18 protein-coding genes are annotated in these 18349 nt (G+C 51.0%); 5 read left to right on the top strand and 13 right to left on the bottom strand.

Annotated features, from left to right (window positions below; translation table 11 throughout):
- Window positions 1–127 precede the first annotated feature (127 nt).
- From ACFSB2_RS26470 to ACFSB2_RS26460, 3 genes are all read right to left on the bottom strand, one after another.
- Window positions 128–841, bottom strand: a complete 714-nt coding sequence (locus tag ACFSB2_RS26470; protein ID WP_377946245.1) for an HAD family hydrolase — start codon at window positions 839–841, stop codon at window positions 128–130.
- A 130-nt stretch (window positions 842–971) separates the two neighbouring features.
- On the bottom strand, window positions 972–1436 hold the full coding sequence (gene trmL, locus ACFSB2_RS26465; protein ID WP_377946244.1) for a tRNA (uridine(34)/cytosine(34)/5-carboxymethylaminomethyluridine(34)-2'-O)-methyltransferase TrmL: 465 nt from the start codon (window positions 1434–1436) through the stop codon (window positions 972–974).
- An 88-nt stretch (window positions 1437–1524) separates the two neighbouring features.
- A complete protein-coding gene (locus ACFSB2_RS26460) occupies window positions 1525–2481 on the bottom strand; it encodes an amidase domain-containing protein (protein WP_377946243.1) in 957 nt (318 codons plus the stop codon).
- Between the two features lie 52 nt (window positions 2482–2533).
- On the opposite strand from ACFSB2_RS26460, the gene ACFSB2_RS26455 reads away from it, so the two are divergent.
- The 5 genes from ACFSB2_RS26455 to ACFSB2_RS26435 all read left to right on the top strand — a co-directional run bounded on the left by ACFSB2_RS26455 (window position 2534) and on the right by ACFSB2_RS26435 (window position 8312).
- On the top strand, window positions 2534–3394 hold the full coding sequence (locus ACFSB2_RS26455) for an IclR family transcriptional regulator (RefSeq protein ID WP_377946242.1): 861 nt from the start codon (window positions 2534–2536) through the stop codon (window positions 3392–3394).
- Window positions 3395–3583: 189 nt separating this feature from the next.
- Window positions 3584–4669, top strand: coding sequence for an isocitrate/isopropylmalate family dehydrogenase (locus ACFSB2_RS26450; protein WP_377946314.1), 1086 nt, complete (start codon window positions 3584–3586; stop codon window positions 4667–4669).
- Between the two features lie 130 nt (window positions 4670–4799).
- Window positions 4800–6140, top strand: a complete 1341-nt coding sequence (locus tag ACFSB2_RS26445; protein ID WP_377946240.1) for a CotS family spore coat protein — start codon at window positions 4800–4802, stop codon at window positions 6138–6140.
- Window positions 6141–6314: 174 nt separating this feature from the next.
- Window positions 6315–7211, top strand: a complete 897-nt coding sequence (locus ACFSB2_RS26440) for an oxidoreductase (RefSeq protein ID WP_377946239.1) — start codon at window positions 6315–6317, stop codon at window positions 7209–7211.
- Between the two features lie 195 nt (window positions 7212–7406).
- The gene (locus ACFSB2_RS26435; protein WP_377946238.1) at window positions 7407–8312 is read left to right on the top strand and encodes a YihY/virulence factor BrkB family protein; all 906 of its coding nucleotides are present in this window, start codon (window positions 7407–7409) and stop codon (window positions 8310–8312) included.
- A 76-nt stretch (window positions 8313–8388) separates the two neighbouring features.
- On the opposite strand, the gene queG is transcribed toward ACFSB2_RS26435, so the two are convergent.
- From queG to ACFSB2_RS26385, 10 genes are all read right to left on the bottom strand, one after another.
- Complete coding sequence (gene queG, locus ACFSB2_RS26430; protein ID WP_377946236.1) at window positions 8389–9534, bottom strand: tRNA epoxyqueuosine(34) reductase QueG; 1146 nt, start codon at window positions 9532–9534, stop codon at window positions 8389–8391.
- On the bottom strand, window positions 9531–9974 hold the full coding sequence (rnhA, locus tag ACFSB2_RS26425) for a ribonuclease HI (RefSeq protein WP_377946235.1): 444 nt from the start codon (window positions 9972–9974) through the stop codon (window positions 9531–9533). Before rnhA ends, queG begins: the two co-directional genes overlap by 4 nt.
- A 125-nt stretch (window positions 9975–10099) precedes the next feature.
- Entirely contained in the window at window positions 10100–10273 is a 174-nt protein-coding gene (locus tag ACFSB2_RS26420) for a hypothetical protein (RefSeq protein WP_377946234.1), read from the bottom strand.
- 2 nt (window positions 10274–10275) lie between these two features.
- A complete protein-coding gene (locus ACFSB2_RS26415; protein ID WP_377946233.1) occupies window positions 10276–11439 on the bottom strand; it encodes a GerAB/ArcD/ProY family transporter in 1164 nt (387 codons plus the stop codon).
- Window positions 11436–13253, bottom strand: coding sequence for a spore germination protein (locus ACFSB2_RS26410; protein WP_377946232.1), 1818 nt, complete (start codon window positions 13251–13253; stop codon window positions 11436–11438). The genes ACFSB2_RS26415 and ACFSB2_RS26410 overlap by 4 nt, the downstream gene beginning before the upstream one ends.
- A 135-nt stretch (window positions 13254–13388) precedes the next feature.
- Window positions 13389–13997, bottom strand: coding sequence for a DUF2140 family protein (locus ACFSB2_RS26405; RefSeq protein WP_377946230.1), 609 nt, complete (start codon window positions 13995–13997; stop codon window positions 13389–13391).
- A gap of 14 nt (window positions 13998–14011) precedes the next feature.
- On the bottom strand, window positions 14012–14659 hold the full coding sequence (nth, locus tag ACFSB2_RS26400) for an endonuclease III (RefSeq protein ID WP_377946229.1): 648 nt from the start codon (window positions 14657–14659) through the stop codon (window positions 14012–14014).
- 27 nt (window positions 14660–14686) lie between these two features.
- Complete coding sequence (locus ACFSB2_RS26395) at window positions 14687–16105, bottom strand: bifunctional metallophosphatase/5'-nucleotidase (RefSeq protein WP_377946227.1); 1419 nt, start codon at window positions 16103–16105, stop codon at window positions 14687–14689.
- 77 nt (window positions 16106–16182) lie between these two features.
- Complete coding sequence (locus tag ACFSB2_RS26390) at window positions 16183–16800, bottom strand: YktB family protein (protein WP_377946226.1); 618 nt, start codon at window positions 16798–16800, stop codon at window positions 16183–16185.
- A gap of 187 nt (window positions 16801–16987) precedes the next feature.
- A complete protein-coding gene (locus ACFSB2_RS26385; RefSeq protein WP_377946225.1) occupies window positions 16988–18274 on the bottom strand; it encodes a ribonuclease H-like domain-containing protein in 1287 nt (428 codons plus the stop codon).
- Between the last annotated feature and the right edge of the window lie 75 nt (window positions 18275–18349).

The following is an 18349-nucleotide window of genomic DNA, read 5'->3' as shown; positions in this document are numbered from 1 at the left end:
TTGCACTCCGTTTATCATGTTATTCACTGTTTTGCACCTCTGCAGGAACCCGTTCAGCGCAAGCTGACCATCTTTGTATTTACACTTGTCGATCTCTTTGCACATGATTTCGCGATATCAATTGTGCTCACACAACCGGCAGTTGTTCCACAAACCGCTGCAGTTCTTCCAGCGTGCCGCGGTGATCAAAATGAAATGTCCCTACTTCCCGGTCAATCAGATGATCCGTCACCAAATAGGTTTGCAGTCCAACGTATCCTGCAGCACCATCCTCTTGCACGTCATTGCCCACCATGAGGCAAGTTTCGGGCGTGGCGTCGATTTGTTGGAGCACCTCCAAAAAATACTTCGGATTCGGCTTGCAGAAATGGCTGTTTTCCATTGTCGTCACAAGAGAAAACGGCACTTCGTCAATGCCCGCCCAACGCATGCGCGCACGCGTCGCTGTTTCCGGAAAAACCGGATTTGTCGCCAGTACCAGTCGGTAACCTTTATCTGCAGCAGTTCGACATATTTCCCGCGCAATTGCCGTCGGCTTTGTCAAATGCTGCAGCTCTTCAAACGAACTGGTGTAAAAATGCTCGAAAATTGGCCAAACCTGCTCTTCTAACGCAGGCTGTTTGTCGAACAGCGCTTTGCGAAACTTATCCATATTCGTCTGCGATGGATGTTCATTTTCCACCACCTGCTGTAAAGCCACAAGCAAACAGCGAGCCACGTCAGCTGGCTGATAAAAGTCCGTCAACAACGGCGCCAATCGCGCAAAGTAGCCCTCCATAAAAGGCTCCACGTCAAATGGCAACAATGTGCCGTCGAGATCGAACAATAGTGTGTCGATCACGCCTGTCCCCTCCATCCCATCCTGCAAATTAAGGCGCCTTGTGTCGGCCATCGATGCTGCCCTGATAGACAGGTATTTTCACAGTTCTCTGAGTGCGGGATGTATCATATCCATGCGCGCTCTACGAGATTTACACCATTTCCGGGAAGCCGTTTTGACGCAGGGCTTCAAATGCGACGATGGCGACCGCGTTCGACAAATTGAGACTGCGCGCCTTCGCGTCATTGCGCATGGGAATGCGCACGACTTCATCGGCGTGCGTCTGAATCAACTCGCGCGGTAACCCCTGTGTCTCCTTGCCAAATACGAGGAAATCATCGAGCTGGTACTGCACGTCGCTGTACCAATGCCCGCCTTTGGTTGAAGCGTAATGAAAACGGCCGTCGGGATACTTGTCCCACAATTGAGACAAAGAATCATGATATGTAATATCGAGCAGCGACCAGTAGTCCAGCCCTGCTCGTTTTAGCTGCTTGTCATCCGTGGAAAACCCCAATGGCAACACGAGATGCAGGGAACACCCCGTCACGGCGCACGTACGTGCGATGTTTCCGGTGTTTGCTGGAATTTCCGGTTCTACGAGTACAATATGCATGCTTGTTTAACCCTCCAACGATTCTGCTACCGTTCATAGTAGCACATCGCACACAGAACTGGTGGTTTTCGCGGTGCTTGAACGACAATTATAAGCCATCTGGAATGTGGACAAACGCATAGCGCGTATTTTCCGTCCAAGCGCGGCTATCGTAGTACGTATATGGCCGATGAAAGCTCGGATCTGTGTGCGCGTTGACAAGCGGTTCCCCTGCATCGTCAAAATCAGTGACCATGGTGGTGTGATGATAACCGCCAGATCCGCTCCAATCATAAAAAATTAAGTCCCCCATCTTCAACTCGCTTGCTCGTTGCAAAAGTGTCGCGTGATGATTCTTGCGCAGATGCTGATAAAGCGCGTTTGATGTGGTCCAGCTGTAACTCCATGCCCCACTGTTGCCTGATGCGCCATCAACCCACCAACCTTTTTGGCGATTCCCTTTGTGCGTCATTGGCAAGCCGCCAGCGTGAAGACACTGTGAGATAAAGTTTGTGCAGTCATCACTCAGCTTGGGGTAACGCGGATTGAACTGATCCCACCAGACATCCGCATAGCGTGTCGCCCGTACACGGTCATACCCATTTGTCCGCACAAACCCTTTTGGCGTCGGCAACGTTTCTTTCACACGAGCGACTTCATCTTCCTTCGATAATGAACGACCGTCGCTGCTCTCCCAGGCTTTCATGAGCAACCAGGCGTGATCGACATATTGCCAAAGTTGGCGATGATAAATTAACCGACATTCGACGGCAGGCGCTTGCTTGTCGCTGTAGGCCCAACAAATCTGCTCCACTGCCATGATTTGTACTGATCTTTTATCTGAATTGTGTTTTAGTTCCGTCACATTCACCTTTGTGCTCGCACGACACAGGCGTTTCCCTTGTGCCGCATAGGCGCGTTGTTTTTGTTTCGCCTGGTGAACCGTTCTGGCGAGCCATTTCACATTCGGTTGGGCAACCGCTTTAAACAAAGCCGCATCGCATGCAAGCCAATTTTCTGTTCGCGCGTCGAAATATCCACGAACCGCTTCAATACAAGACTTCACTCTGCAACACCTCACGAAATCCTTGCCATTATCCTATGCGGATGCCCAGAACATGTGCATCTATCATTTTGCGCGCCATGAAACCATTGAGGAAATGTGCTATACTACGCTCTGGAGCGCCGTTCTGCATGACGAGACAGAGGGGGAGGTCATTTTGCCGGACATCCAATCAACAGGCACATCCGTCCGGGCCGTCGAGCGAGCACTCGACATCCTGCTCTGTTTTGCAAAATCGCCGCGTGAGTTGAGCCTCAGTGAAATTGCTCGTGAGGTCGGATTGCACAAAAGTACAGCCCATCGCCTTCTGCTATCACTGCAGAATAAGGGGTTTGTGCGTAGACAAACAGGGTCGGATAAGTACGTTCTAGGCTGGAGCGTCCTGGAGTTGCTTGGGAATGTTTACTTATCTGACGAATTAACCACGCTTGCTTTGCCTGAGATGACAAAATTGCGGGACGTGACAGGTGAGACCATCAGCCTGTATATTCGATCCGGCCTTGAACGCATTCGTATCCAGGCAGTCGAAAGCAACGAACCCATTCGCAACGTGGTTGCCATTGGCAGAACATATCCACTTTACGTCGGTGCCTCAGGCAAAGTGCTACTCGCATTTGCCGATGATGCAGTACTTGACGAGATTTTTGCGCGCAATCAGATTCCAAGTGACTTTGCACGCGATGATTTACGCGTACAATTGGACAAAATACGCGTGGACGGGTATGCCATCAGCATTCAGGAACGGGATGCTGGCGCAGTCGCGATGGCTGCGCCAGTATTTGGTCGAAATAACGAATGTATTGCGGCATTGTCTATCTCTGGTCCAGTTTCTCGCTTCACACAAGCGAAGATGCATCTGCACGTAGAAGCACTTTGCACAGCGGCTGCGTGGTTAACCAAACTGCTATCCCATTGATTCATTGCACTGGAGACGATTTTGCCGATGACCATCGGCATTTCGGCAGCGCCGATTTAATTTTTAGGTTAGACCGCCATGCGTGATGTGTCCCGCATTAGCAACACCATGAAAATGCTGGTCAATCGAAGCATCGCGGATGGCGCGGCACCAAGGTATCGATTTAATTTCAGGTTAGAGGTGAACACAATGTCTAAACCGACCATTGTCGTCATGGAAGGGGATCAGACAGGGCAAGAATTGCTTGAACAGGCCCTGCGCGTCATGTCGCCAGAAGTCACGGGTTATGACGTAAATTTTGAACGCTTTGATTTGAGCTTGGAAAATCGCCGCAAGACGAACAACCAGATTGTCCACGAAGCTGCAACAGCCATGCGTGAGACTGGGCTTGGACTCAAAGCCGCGACCATTACACCAGAAACCAAAGGCGACGTCGGCAGTCCGAACGCCATCCTGAGAAAGGAAATCAATGGGACGGTAATTGTCCGCACAGGCCGTCGCATTCCAGGTATCGCGCCGCCGGTTGGCGTCTACTCGCCGATTTCCGTTGTCCGTATGGCGGTCGATGATGCTTATGGCGCTAAGGAATGGCGGGAAGAGGTAGACGGTGATGAGTATTCCTTCCGTACAGAGAAGATTTCTCGCTCTGTCTGTAAAGGTGTCGCCAAATACGCCTTCCAACATGCAAAGAAATTGAATGCGACTGTTTTCGGCGGTCCAAAGTTTACGGTCAGCCCAATTTATGAAGGCATGTTCAAAGAAGAACTGGACGCGGCGTCCAAGCAGTACAGTGAAGTTCAATATGAACCGCAGCTGATCGACGCCACCTATGCGTTGTTATTGGTAAAAGCGGGCGAACCACTGGTGATTCCCGCACTCAATCGCGACGGCGACTGTCTGTCCGATTTAGTGTTGCAGATGTTCGGTTCCATCGCAGGATCAGAATCCATCTTGCTGGCGTTGGACGATGATTTCCATCCGAATGTCGTGATGGCGGAAGCGCCACATGGCACCGCGCCTAGCCTGTTTGGCAAAAATATCGCAAATCCCATGGCCATGATTCTCGCTGGTGCATCGTTATTGAGCTATCAAAGCGACAAACAGGGTCAGACCGTGTCGCGGGCGATGTACGAAAGCACGTTGGAAACCATCATCAATGGACATCGCACATCTGATTTGGGCGGCAGCGCTTCGACAACAGAATTCACGGATGAAGTCATTAAGCGCGTTCGCACCAAATTGGAAGTGTGGAGCACGTTCGGAGAAAGCATGTAAGAATCCTTAACCGGGGCGTTGACGACGCCTCGGCTTTTTCTTGCGGAGATCTCTTGTGAGAATCGCCCATTCATTCTCCCCCGCCCCTGCATAGGCTAACATCATAAGCCCAGCAAGTAAGGTGATGATGATGTTAAAACGACCAATGCCCGACTGGCTTGCATACCTTTACGGTGAAATGACAAAACCGCCTCATTTTTTGCAGCTCAGTAGTCAGCAAAAACAGCCAGCCGATCATGCTGATGAACCGCAGCACAGCACACCTATATCTCATGCGTCATCCAATCATGCTGTGAAAAAAACGGCACCCAGTTCGTCCCATGGCACCAGGACGGACAACTTTATACCGGTCAGTGAGCACAGATCTGAACCACCAACACGCAATCCAGGGAAAGCCAATTCGACAGCCAGGGCAGGAGAACCAATCAAAACGGCGTCAACCCGCGTGCCGATGCGAACCACATACACCCCTATCCCACAAGCGGTGCTCGACAAGTTTCCATTTACGGTTGAACGGCGCGAACAACTACCAGGCATATTGCGCGTTGAAACACCTGATAGAAAACGATATGCGCTCAAAAAAACTGAACTGTCGCCGCAGCACGTTCGCTTCATCCATCGCGCACTGCAGTATGCCCAGAAACAGGGTTTTACGCGCTTTAGTCGCTTTGCGCTGACCAAGAAGAAAGGCCCTGTATTGATGCATGACGATAAGGTCTATTACGCCACAGAATGGATAGACGGACAGCATGTCAATTTTGCCTCCACAGAACATGTCGCCCAAACAGCCTACGCACTCGCTCAATTCCATGAAGCGACACGAGGTTTCACATCCGAGAAATATACACCGCCCGATGCATTCGAGTTGTTCACGATGACACAACAGCGCAATCGGGATCTACAAAAGATGCTCCATCGGGCCGAGGCTAAAGACGATAAAGACAGATTTGATTCACTGTTCGTTTCGTTAAAGGAACAGCTATTGGAAGATGCCGCCCAAAGCTTGCAGTTGTTGCAGCAAAGTGAAAGTGTGGCGTTTTTGAGCGAAGACCGGGCCCATGCAGGCCTATGCCATCTTGATGTGATACCCGGTAATTGCATTTATACGCCGGATCACAATGTGCATTTGATTGACTTTGAGCTGTCGACATTTGCGCCACGCGCGCTGGATGTCGCGCATCTGTTGCGACGCAGCCTGCAACTGACCAACTGGAACGGCGATGTGGCGTACGCCTGCTTCCTCCACTACAATGCGGTAAAAACCATGCCTAAAGTGGAATATGCATTGGTCTCAGCCCTGCTCTACTTTCCTTACCGAGCCTGGCGGCTAGCGCACACACGCTACCATTTTTTTGCCGACGATGCGCAAATTGACGAATTGTACGCCTACAAAAATCAAGAAGCACGCAGACATCAGTTTCTCACTTCACTCACAGAACAGGTTCAAGGTCTATCAACCGCAGAGGTTTAAAAATTATTTGATGTAGGACGTCCCGAACGGGTAACACACTGGAAATACAGCCGTGATTGATTCCAGTTGTGTTACCCTTGTTCCATTTAAGGAATGCAATCGCGCCCCTCTTCATGTATGGTGAAAGATAATTAGATTTAGTTTACATCAGATACATACATAGGAGGTGCTTCTATGGGAGCACAAAGTGTGAGCGGAAAAAAAGTCGTGATTACAGGCGCCAATAGCGGGATCGGATATGAAGCGGCTAAGGCATTAGCGGCTAAAGGTGCCCAAGTCATCTTGGCTGTTCGGAACGAAGAAAAAGGAAATCAAGCAATTGCTGAGTTAAAGGCGATCAATACCGACATTTCCGTTCAGATGATGTTTCTGGATTTAGCTGATTTAAAAACAATCCAGCATTTCGCCGAAATGTACACTGCTCAATTCGATTCACTGGATATTCTAATCAACAATGCAGGCGTCATGATGCCGCCTTATTCCAAGACAAAAGATGGGTTTGAATTGCAGTTCGGAAGCAACCATCTAGGTCACTTTGCATTGACTGGCTTACTTTTACCATTGTTGAAAAAAACAAAAGGTTCCCGTGTTGTGACCGTGAGTAGCCTTGCCCATAGAGGCGCTTCCATTGATTTTGAGAACTTGGATGGCTCAAAAGGATATAAAGCATTTAAGTTTTATGGACAAAGTAAGCTAGCCAATTTATTGTTCGCAAAAGAACTGGATAACCGTTTAAAGTCAAATGGAATCGAAACTTTGAGTATCGCTTGTCATCCAGGTGTCTCTTCCACAAACCTGTTTAAAATGGGCGGAAAATTCCTTCAACCAATTGTGAAAATAGCGAACCGTTTCTTTCAACCTGCATCAATGGGCGCATTGCCGACCATTTACGCTGCAACAGAAGCTGGCTTAGTTGGTGGAGAGTATATTGGTCCTGATGGGAAAGGAAACCGCAGTGGTTATCCCGCAATCGAACAGCCAGCGAATGGCGTTTATAATGAAAATACAATGAAAAAACTTTGGGACATTTCCGAACAAATGACGGGAGTTCATTACCCTTTTTCTTCGTGAATTTAAACACTGGCCTGTGTGAAAGGGCATCAAAGCAAATCGAGGCAGTGATGTGATAAGCAAATTCTCCATTAATGCGCCAACCGCGCCTGGCTATCATGTCCCATTCGGTACATCTGCGATGGTGCGTGCAATATTTTTCAACTCCTCGCACAAACTATGCAGACAGGACTACCAGGAGAGGTTTTGTAGCAGATGCAGATGGTGAAATTGTTTTTCAAAACCTTGATTCAAGGCTTCATTCGCCACAATATCACGTATTTTGCCTCCATCATCGCCTATTTCGGATTTGCCTCGACGATCCCGCTGACACTGCTTTTGATTTTAGTCGCTTCTCTGTTTATATCCGGGTCGGAGGTCGAGTACTTCCTCGATCATCTGCTTCAGTCGTTTATCCCATCCTTGCCGAGCGAGCAATCATTTGTCGCCGCCACTATTGATCGTCTGACGCGGTTTCACACTTCGGTGGGGGTGATGGGGATGGCCGGATTGTTGTGGGCGTCTATCGGCGGATTTTTGTCTTTGCAAACGACGCTGGACACCATTTGTGAGGTGCGCAAACGACGCTCCTTTATGAAGCAATACGTGGTTGGGTTCGTGATGCTGGGTATTTTACTTGCACTGATTCTGTTGTCGTCGCTCGTGTCGGCCATTTCGCCCGAATTTGTCACGAGTATCGCACACATTGATGGATTCTGGTGGATACGTATTGTCCATGCGGTCTCCCGAGTATTCTTTTTGTTTGTCATGTTCTTAACCTGCTTTGTCTGCTATCGGATTCTGCCCTCTGTAACCTTGTCGATGTCGGCTTTATTGACAGGCGCGTCTGTAGTGACACTATGCGTTTACATCGTCCGAGAGCTGTTTGTTGTTTATACACGTCATTTAGGGAACTACCAACTGATTTATGGGACACTCGCATTTACAATGCTGTTCACCTTCTGGATCTACATCGTGAGCGTCCTCTTTTTATTTGGCATGGAACTTGGCATTACCATCGATCACGTTCGTGGACTACGTCCGAAACAGATGAAACAGGGCATTCCCGTTATGAAATATCCCACTGGAGCTCGTCGCTTTAAGCGCAACAGTTTGAAGTGACGTATCGCTATCGCCACGCGCGTTTGAGCCAACTCGCTGGCCGCGCCTCCACAGGTTCAATTGTTTCATTCACGCTTCAGTGCATCATCACGCGCTTGATTGCCTGTTTCAACTCATCAGATACCACTTCATCCAGTTCCTGCGCCAATGCCGACTCAAGCGCAACGAGGGCTTCTTGTCCACCTAGCTGTCCCAATGCCCACGCCGCACTCACTCGCAATTCTTGGCGCGCATGCTGCAGAAATGGAATGATCTCCGCAATGGCTTCTACATGCCCGGCATTTCCCAAGGCGATGAGCGCATTGCGCTGCAAGGTGCGCAATCCGCGCCAAGCCAAGGCTGTATGGCCGTAGCGGCGCAAAAATTGGCGATTGGACAAGTGCAGAAACTCAATCAAGTCTGGGTAAGCCAATTCCGGAAGTGGTTCAAAAGCTGGAATGTCGCTGTGTTCCGCTCCGGAATTTTCCGGACAGACCCACTGACAAACGTCGCACCCCCATACGCGCCGCCCCATCTTGCTGCGAAATTCGCGCGGAATCACGCCTTTCATTTGCGTGACATATGACAGACAACGCGTTGCCTCAATGACACCAGGCGCCACCAACGCGCCGGTAGGGCACGCTTTGAGACAAAGGGCGCATTCCCCGCATCGACTGCCCAATGCAGGCGGTTGATTGTTTGATTCAATCTCCACATTGACCAAAAGAGCGCCTAGAAAAACAAAAGAGCCATACCTATGACTGTAAAACATGCAATTCTTCCCAACCCAACCCAGCCCCGCGCGCTCCGCCACGCGTCGGTCCACGAGCGGCGACATGTCCACCGCCACTTTGTACTCAACGTTTTGGCCGTACAAATCTGTCAACCGCTCACCCAGATCCCTGAGCCGTTCTGTCAAAACGTGATGATAATCCGTGCCATATACATAAGTGGACACATTTCCATGCTGACGTCCACGCGGATGCGTGCGGGCTGTCGTATGACCGGTGTCGGTCAAATACGGAAGCGCCGCTACGACAATTGATTTGGCGCTTGCCAACCAGGACGTCGGCTGAATCCGCTGTGCGATGTCCGCCGCTTCAAAACCAGTGCGTCCGCGCTCCGCGTACGCCGTGAGCCAAGGTATCATCTCGGGAAACGGACTGGCGTCTGTCACGCCGACCTCCATCAGACCAACTTGTGCGGCAAGTGCCTTTATCTGTTGTTTGCTGCAGCGCGTCATCGCGGAATCGCCGCCCGCGCCAATTCGTCACACCGTTCATTCCAGGCGACACCCGCATGTCCTTTCACCTTTTTAAACTCCACGCGATGTGGTTTCATCGCCTCCAACAGCATTTCCCACAAGTCGCGATTTTGCACGGCATCCCCCTTGCTGTTGCGCCATCCATTCTTCTGCCAATTCACATACCACTTTTGCTTAAAACAGTTGACGACATAGGCAGAATCGGAATATATTGTGACCTGACAAGGCTCTTTCAACATTTTCAAGGCCTCGGCGACAGATTGAATTTCCATGCGCTGATTCGTCGTCTGTGGCGCGCCGCCAGAGATTTCTTTCACATGTTCACCAAATTTCAACACAGCCGCCCAGCCGCCAGGGCCGGGATTTTTGGAACACGCCCCATCTGTATAAACGACAATCTCTTTTCTCTGTTCTCCCATTAGTAGATGATCCCTTTCTTCGACGCGCTGTCCAGGGCTTTGACAGCGCCCAGTTTTCCACCCCAGCATATAACGATGCTGTATACGGGTCAAACACCTGCGCATAGGATTCTACTCCTGATGAGTCAAGTGATCATGCGCCACAATGCGGCGCCGCTGATAAAAACCGCCAGAATGCCCAGGACGGCCGCTGATGCGGCAGCGGCCGTATGTTTCTGTCTGTACATCCAACGCATAAACGAAAGTGTGTAGATGAAAATGATGACCGGAATGATCATCGCAAAGATAAACTTAAACATCGTTATGCCTCCTTCGGTGCCGCCTGGCGTGATCGCCTATCCGTTCTTCTCTTGTTTTTGCCACCTTTGCCTTTCTTCTTCACCGCGAACATGCCTAATACACAAATGAGTAGCGGTAACGCAAAAACGACGATCCACCCCCACCTAAGCAAATACTTTTCATCGAGGTTGATGACTTGTATCCAGTTTTCCACCCATAGACTCAACGAAAATGACAGCAGGGACAGCGCCGGAATACCTGGACGGTAACTCGGCCAACCAAATGCTTTTCCCATGAGATACGCTGCGCCCCATATTGTAACGGCCATCTTCACTGTGGCCGACGTCACCCAAAGGAAAATGAACACGCTCTCCGTTCGTTGAAAAAACCGGCCGATATAAATCATTCGCGCTAAACGGTACATGGCAAATGTCGATTTCCCTGTCTCTGCGGCAGGAAATACCATGTGATACGTGATAATCAAAATCACTAGCACCAGTGTTGACCCAATGATACTCACATAGCCAATTTTCCGCATCTGGTTGGAATCTTTGACATGCGGATAGATGATGGTCAGCAGCAACACATTCGCGAAAATGGCACTGTAACGGAAAGAACCCGCGAATACATCCGGAATTCCGCGCCCCCAGAGTGGCAATAACAGGGATGGATGCCACCAGTTGACCGTCGCAAGGCATAAGACGACAATCCCCACAAACAGTACAGGTAAGAAAATATAAGAAGTTCGACAAATTCCCTCCAGACCGGCATACGCAATGTAGCCTACTGCCCCCATAAAGACGGCGCCAATCAACAAAATGGGCGTGGAGGGCAGCACCGTGCTGATGACGTTTTCCGTGAACTCACGCACCACAGCCGCCGTCGACAGCAAAAAATAAACAGAGAAAATTAATGCAAAAAATGCTGCACCAATCCGTCCAAACACTTCCTTGCAAACTTCCACAATATCTAGGCCATTAAAGTAGCGGCTTAAAATCCATTCCACGAAGATAAACAAAACCAGTGTCCCGGCGCCTGAAATGATGGGCTCCATCCACGCGGCCTCATAGGCGGAGTTGCTGACATAACGTGGATATGTGAGAAAGGCGTTGGTCGCCACGAACAAAATCAACATCGCGGACATCTCGTTCGCGCCCACTTTCGCGTCTTTCTGCTGATCTCTCATTTTTGTTTCCCCCCCTTCGTGGCAGACGAACGCCCTTCCCGCTGCTGCGTGTGCGCACTCCAAGGCCTCGTCATCGGCTGCTGCCGCCAACTGCGCAGGGGTTGCAAAAAGGTCGGCCGTTTGTTCATGGCGAAGGTTGGACCCCGCAGAATCACATCTCTGGAGCTTGGGGAACTCGGCGCGAGCGGTGCCAATAAAGGAACGCCGAACGATTTCTGCATCGACAGGCGCACGATGTAAACACAAAATAGAATGGCAATGCCGTAAAAACCGAAAAAGCCGGCGCCAATCAAGAAAATAAAGCGCGTGATGCGGATGGCCATGCTAAGACCATAGTTTGGAATCGTGAAGCTGGCCAAGGCGGTGGCAGAGACCACAATCACCAACAACGGACTGATAATGCCCGCCTGGACGGCAGCTTGGCCAATAATTAAAGCGCCGACAATGCCGATGGTCGGGCCAATCACCGACGGAATGCGGATGCCCGCTTCACGAATCAGCTCAATGGCGAATTCCATCAGCAGAATTTCGATAATAACCGGAAAAGGCACCTGCTCGCGACTGCCCGCAATCGCCAGCATCAAATCTGTCGGGAGCATCTCCGGGTGGTAATTTGTCACCGCTACATAAAGGGCGGGCAGCAACAACGAAACAAAAACGGCGATCCAACGTATCCCCCGCACAAACGTGCCGATTGGGAACCTCAGATTTGAATCCTCGGGAGAGTGCACCATCGACCACAGCACCACCGGCGCGATCAAAACATATGGATTATTGCCGACAAAAATCGCGACGTAGCCTTCGGCCAAAGCAGCCGCAATCCGGTCTGGCCGCTCTGTCGCCAGTAGTTGCGGGATCAACATCGAGGGCCTATCTTCGAGAAACTGCTCAAATTCACCGCTGTCCATCACAACGTCGACATCAATGGCGTTGATGCGCCGCCGCACTTCGCGCACCAAGCGCGGATTCGTCAAACCATGAACGTACATCAGGCCAATATCTGTGCGCGCCAAGTTACCAACGCTAAACATCTCGGTGACCAAGTGCTCGCTGCGCAAGCGAGCTCGCACCAAGCCCGTGTTCGCGCGAAAGCTCTCAGTGAAAGCATCGTGTGAACCGCGCACGACATTCTCGGTTTGCGCCGCGCCGACATTGCGGTGCTCCCATCCCTTGGTTTCAATGACCAAGGCCCCATTACAGCCGTCCAACATGACCACAGTCGATCCCGTCAATACCGCGGCGACCACTTCGCCCCATTTTTCCACGATGGACGACTGGTTGCCTGGCAGCAGGGTCTCTGACAGATGATCCAGTTGGCGCTTCGGCGATTCTTCCCCGATGTGCGCGAGTAACATCAATGGCTGCAGAATGGCGTTGTTTATGACATTTTTATCCGCCATGCCATCGACAAACACGGCAATGCCCTGCCAGGGTCTTTCTGTTTCAACACCGACGGAAAAATCGCGGACGATGATGTCCTTGTTCTTTGGCAGATGGAAAAAGCGCTTGAGGCGAGCTTTCATCTCTTCAAGATCTACAGGCAGTTCTTCATCCTGACCGTCATGCGCCTTGCGAACCGCTTCGTCGTACAGCTCTTCCCCCTTCTTGAGGAATTGCTTCATGGTCATTGGCCGACGGAGTTCCTCTTTATTTTCGCGCGTGTCAAAATCGATCTCTTCTGGCGTGGGGTTGGCCTCTTCTGTATCGTCGTAACTTGTATCGCTCTCATCATCGACTAAGGTAAATTGCTTTTCCAAAACCGTCTCGTCAACCACGAGGAGCCGCTTTAACCAAGTGCCTGCTTTACTCCGCACCAGTTACACCCTCCCGGACCTATAATCTCCTTTAAGGTGTGACATGGACGCAGTCTTTATTCCTAAAATAGGGATATCTGATGATTTTCGGCATACCAAATAGACTGGTTTGCCGATCTCCGATGGCACAGGAGATCAAGAAGTGGTCGCGCCTTGCAACAGGGCTTTTGGCTGCATGGTCACGATAAGGCTGACTTTTTGAGTCTTCGCCGAATAACCGAGGATTTTGACGCCAAACGGCTTTTGAGGTCGAGCGCTGAAGTTGAGATCGAGTGTGTGCTGATTCGCGTCAAGGCTAATCCAATTTGGCCAGGGCAGGTGCTTTAGCATTAAAAACAACAGGCTGTCTGGCACCGGGACTTGACCCATGGCCGCGCTTTTCACCTGTAGGTTGAGATTGCCATTGACGGCCTTCGGGATGAGCACGAGATGGAAAGGAACCACTTTGCCCAGCAATTTGATGCCGAGTTCGCAATTCCAGGTAGAGGTAAACTGGATATCGGCATAGTCCAATACTTGGTGCACATCCGCTTCTTGCGTCAGCGCGTAACCAATATACGAATTGATGGCATCCTGTCCGATGTCCAGCTGGATGGAAGCGGCATTTGCCGGCGTCTGCTGCACCTCAAGGTTCTTCGCACGAGTGGAATTCGCAGCGGGAAACGTGTCCAGCAAAATTAATCCCCCTGCAAATACGAGAATATTTAACGAGAGCAGAATGATAAATGCGCGTTTCCACCACATTGAACGGACCCCTTTCAAGTGTTTGCGTGCTGGCGATAATATTGACAGACATCCGTAATAGGACAAAGTTCACACTTTGGCTTCCGCGCTACACATACCTGTCGTCCATGATGGATGAGATAGTGGTGCGCCTGTGACCACATTGTCTTGGGGATGCGCCGACAGACTTGACGCTCTGTTTCATCAGGTGTATCGCTATGCGCCAGACCAAGTCTGTTTGAAACGCGCAGAACATGTGTATCCACCGCCAGCGCAGGAATATCAAATGCGTTGGAGAGTACGACATTCGCCGTCTTCCGCCCAACGCCGGGGAGGGAAACCAACTCCTCACGCGTGCGCGGCACTTCTCCGCCAAACTGTTCGAGCAGCATCTGACTGGTCGCCACGATATTTTGCGCTTTGTTGCGAAACAGGCCAACTTCGCGAATGTCCTCTTGCAAGATATCGGGCGTGACTGCAGCAAACGCAGCTGGTCCACGATACTTTTGAAACAGCTTCTCTGTGACCATATTGACCCGAACATCCGTACACTGCGCAGATAGCATGGTCGCAATCAGCAATTCAAAAGGTGTGCTAAAATTGAGCGCGCATCGCGCGTCTGGGTAACGCTTCGCCAGTTGTTCCATCACTGTGAGCGTTTCTTTTTTTGTCAAGAGTCGCACAGAAAAATAGTCCCTTCGTGAATCATTTTAGCTACTGATATAGCGAGGTACCCTCGCTCGCTCCAAGCGTCCTTTTTCTTGCATGCGGGCGAGCAAAACTTCACGCACCAACGGCGCCTGATAAGTCACGTCCCGCGACTGTCGAAACGGCGTAAACACAGGCGATAGCCACAAGTATTCACACGTGATGACACGGTATGTCCGTTGCATGTCCAGCGGTTCTCCCTGCACAAGCACACGTTTTACCAGCGGTTGATCATCAGCAACAGTCAGTTCAATCGTGGCGCCTGATACCACAAGGTAGCCTATCCGGCCTCCACGAAACCCAAATCCAATCCCATGACGCATATAGGTCTCTCTTTGTACCCCCTGCTGAAAAATGGTATACAATTCAGCGCCCGTCAGACCAAGCACCAGCGGACGAGTAGGGGTCGGACACGCGCCCAGCAAATGCTCCAATGTCGCAATGCCGGGTAACAAACTGGCATTTAGGGCGCCCGTCATCATCACGGAGAAATCCCCGGCAAACTCGTCATACAATACATCCGCCATCATGTTGGCAAACAAGGATTCCCGCTCATAAACCACCGGCAACCGTTCCGGCAAAGTGACGACACTGCGCGACAGCACCTGATTGATGCGGGGCAAGTACGCCGCGTAAACCGAAGCCATTTCTCCATCGTATTGACCGTGTAGGTCCACAGGCACAGGTTGGCTCACGACATCTGTGACCCGGGATTCGCGGTTTAAAGTCAGCACAGTGTGTCCAAACACGTGCGCGAACTTACCTGGCTGAAAAATGGCTGTCCCATTTTCCCACTCCGCAGCAGTCATAAATTCATGCGTATGCGAACCAAGAATCACGTCGATCCCCGACACTTCACTTGCCAGCTGATGATCCGTCCGCCGACCAAGATGGGATAAGCAAATGATGACCTGGCAGCCCCTGGCGTTCAGAGCAGCCACCGCTGTGGCAGCGCGATCGAACGGATTTAACACTTTCACGCCCAACATGTCATAGGGCAACTCGTAATGCGGTGTCAATCCAAAAACGCCAATGCGGACGCCCTGTTGCTCATACACATGATGATCTGCGAAAAAGGAAAAATCAGCGTGTGCATCTCTCTTTAGATTCGTCCCAAAGACGACCGTTTGCGACCGCTTGGCGAGGAGCGGCCAATCCGCAACCGGAATGGTCAACCCTTCATTGTTGCCAAAAACCCATCCATCGACCCCTAGCCCCGCCATCATGTCCACATTGAGCAGCCCCATCGTCGCTTCCGTTTCGGGGCGAACCCTATCCATCAAATCACCGAGATCGAACGTCAATACAATATCCCCAGCCGCGGCAAGCGATTGGCGCATGTGGCGAAGCTGGCGACCTAAGCGCATGTAGCTTTCCAAGCGACTATGTACATCATTGACATGCAATAGATGGATTAACAAAAGTTCACCTCATCATGCGCCGAAAATATGCAACATTATATGCGGCATTTCCGCAACTTAGGCCAAGCTGGCATCGCTTAATCTAGTCGATACAGCATCACTAGTTCATCCATCGCCGACTCTGCCTGTGAGATAAACTGCGCACCAGTCCAGGAAGTCACTTCATCTCGCGGCCACTTGACGCCAAGCAGCAGTTCAGCTTTTTTGACCTCTTGCAGTCGCTTGGCATAACGTTGCAGTTCTGACACATCCATATTTTTAAGTGGAACGACATCTGGGCTCATATGGTCTGGGATGAGCACAAAATCTTGCGGCAATGCTGCTAGCACCTGTTCTGCCTGCGCAAACAGTTTTGCGCCAAAAGCAGCTTTGGCAGTTGCTTCATAGATATATCCGAATGTGACAAACAAGTGCGTTTGCCACAGGCCAATCTGAAAGTGCGGATGTTGCTTATATCCCCTTTGATTCGTGCTAAACGCAACCCACGTGTCGTCCGGCGGATTCACCGTGCGCCGTGCATGCTTTGCCACATGGGCGTAGACGTCTTCCCCCAGACGCAGCGACAAATAGGTCTGAAAATGCGCGCCTAGCGCCTCCAGCTTTGGCCGAACTCGCGATTTGATAGCGTCCATTCTCGCATCCAAACCAGCAATCGCAAAGACATCAAAATCTTCATCCAGGAATCCAGAAAACATGCAAAAGCCCTCACTTTCAAACGTTATCTAATACACTAGACAAGACCTTTGCCGTGTGCAAGGGGACTTGTGAAAAAGTCTTTTATCGAATCAAAATCGAACATATCGGGAATATGTGTCTTTGTCATGTAAACTGATGGATTTTCAGCTGTCCCCTGCGCATGCAGTCTTTCTGCGACTAATGCGACTAATGCGACTGACGGGCCTGCTTCTGCTTGATGCGGTGTAGACGATGCTTGAGCGCTGCCTCCAGTGGCGAGTCAGGCGGTCCCTCAAGTGATACACCTACGCGATGCGGCAGAAGCAATGAATTGGTGGTGTTGACGATCCGGCGCAGCGCCTCTTCCACCGCCATCTCCGCTTCTGACAGCAGCCGCAGACGATGCTCGTAACATTTGGCCAATTCGACGAGCGGCTCGACGTGTTTTGGAAACCGCTCCGCCGCAATCCGCCACCAATCGGCTGCCTCTGCCGCATCCGCATGGCGCTTGAGGAACAATCCATATTTAAAGTGCGCATGCCAATCCGCATCGGCTGCGGCGACCGCATTTTGATACGCTGCGCCTGCTGCCTGCACATTGTCCCAGGCGTCATACCAGCTCGCAAGCGCGACATGGGTGGCTGCTGATGTCGGAACTGTCTCGCCGTTGAGCAAGCAGGTGATGACGACCTGCAAAACAACGAGCGAACAGACATCCATCGCATTGTGCTGCAAAACTGGCGCGATCTCGTCAACATCCTTCGTCTCCAGATAGCGAAAATAACGCGTGGGCGCTTCACTTCCGGGCAAGTCGTTCACACGTTGAAAGCCAAGTACATGCGATTCCACATTGGCCAATGTGACTCGTGACAACTGATGCCGCCACAAACGGCGACTCGGATGGAGCAGATCCAACTGTGGACGCTGCAATGGTGGGAGACGGTGTAACAAACGTCGATTTTGCAGCAATGGCCAATCAAAGGACTTGCCGTTGAATGTGACGATGACGGTGTCATCCTGAAGGTGCTCCTCGCCAAGACTGAATAAAACCGCCGCTTCAGCATCGTAATCGTCTACCAGGAATTGCGTCAGGCACAGCTCGTCCGCTTGCACAGAGCCGATGGTGTGAAGAAAGGGAAATGTGCCTGCCCCAGTTCCCAAGCCGTTGGTCTCAACATCATAAAACCGCAGTTGCGACACTGAGAAAGTTGTCCCTACCAAGTTGGCCAACACAGCAAAATCGGCGTTGAGAATTTCTGCGAAAACGCGTTCCCCGTGACGCGTCAACAAATCTATCGCAGTCTGACGCCGCCAACACGCGCCATAAGGGGTATCTACTTGTTCAAAACCGGCCAGAAGAAGCGATTGTGCTCCCGAGACTGGCGATTGCGCAAACTGATTGACAGAAGTGGCAGGCATCGGCTCCTCTGGCACCGTACGGGCACGAACCGATTGCTCAAGCGACTTTAATTTATCTAGCAAGCTGCGCGCCATACGATACCCTCCACAAATGGTTCATCCTACATCAGTTCCCTAACTTCGCCACACACCGACAAATTGACCGCGATT

Source organism: Alicyclobacillus fodiniaquatilis (genome assembly GCF_042678105.1).
GTDB lineage: Bacteria > Bacillota > Bacilli > Alicyclobacillales > Alicyclobacillaceae > Alicyclobacillus > Alicyclobacillus fodiniaquatilis.
Note: the sequence above shows the minus strand (reverse complement) of the source record. Positions and strands in the feature narration are given on the sequence as shown.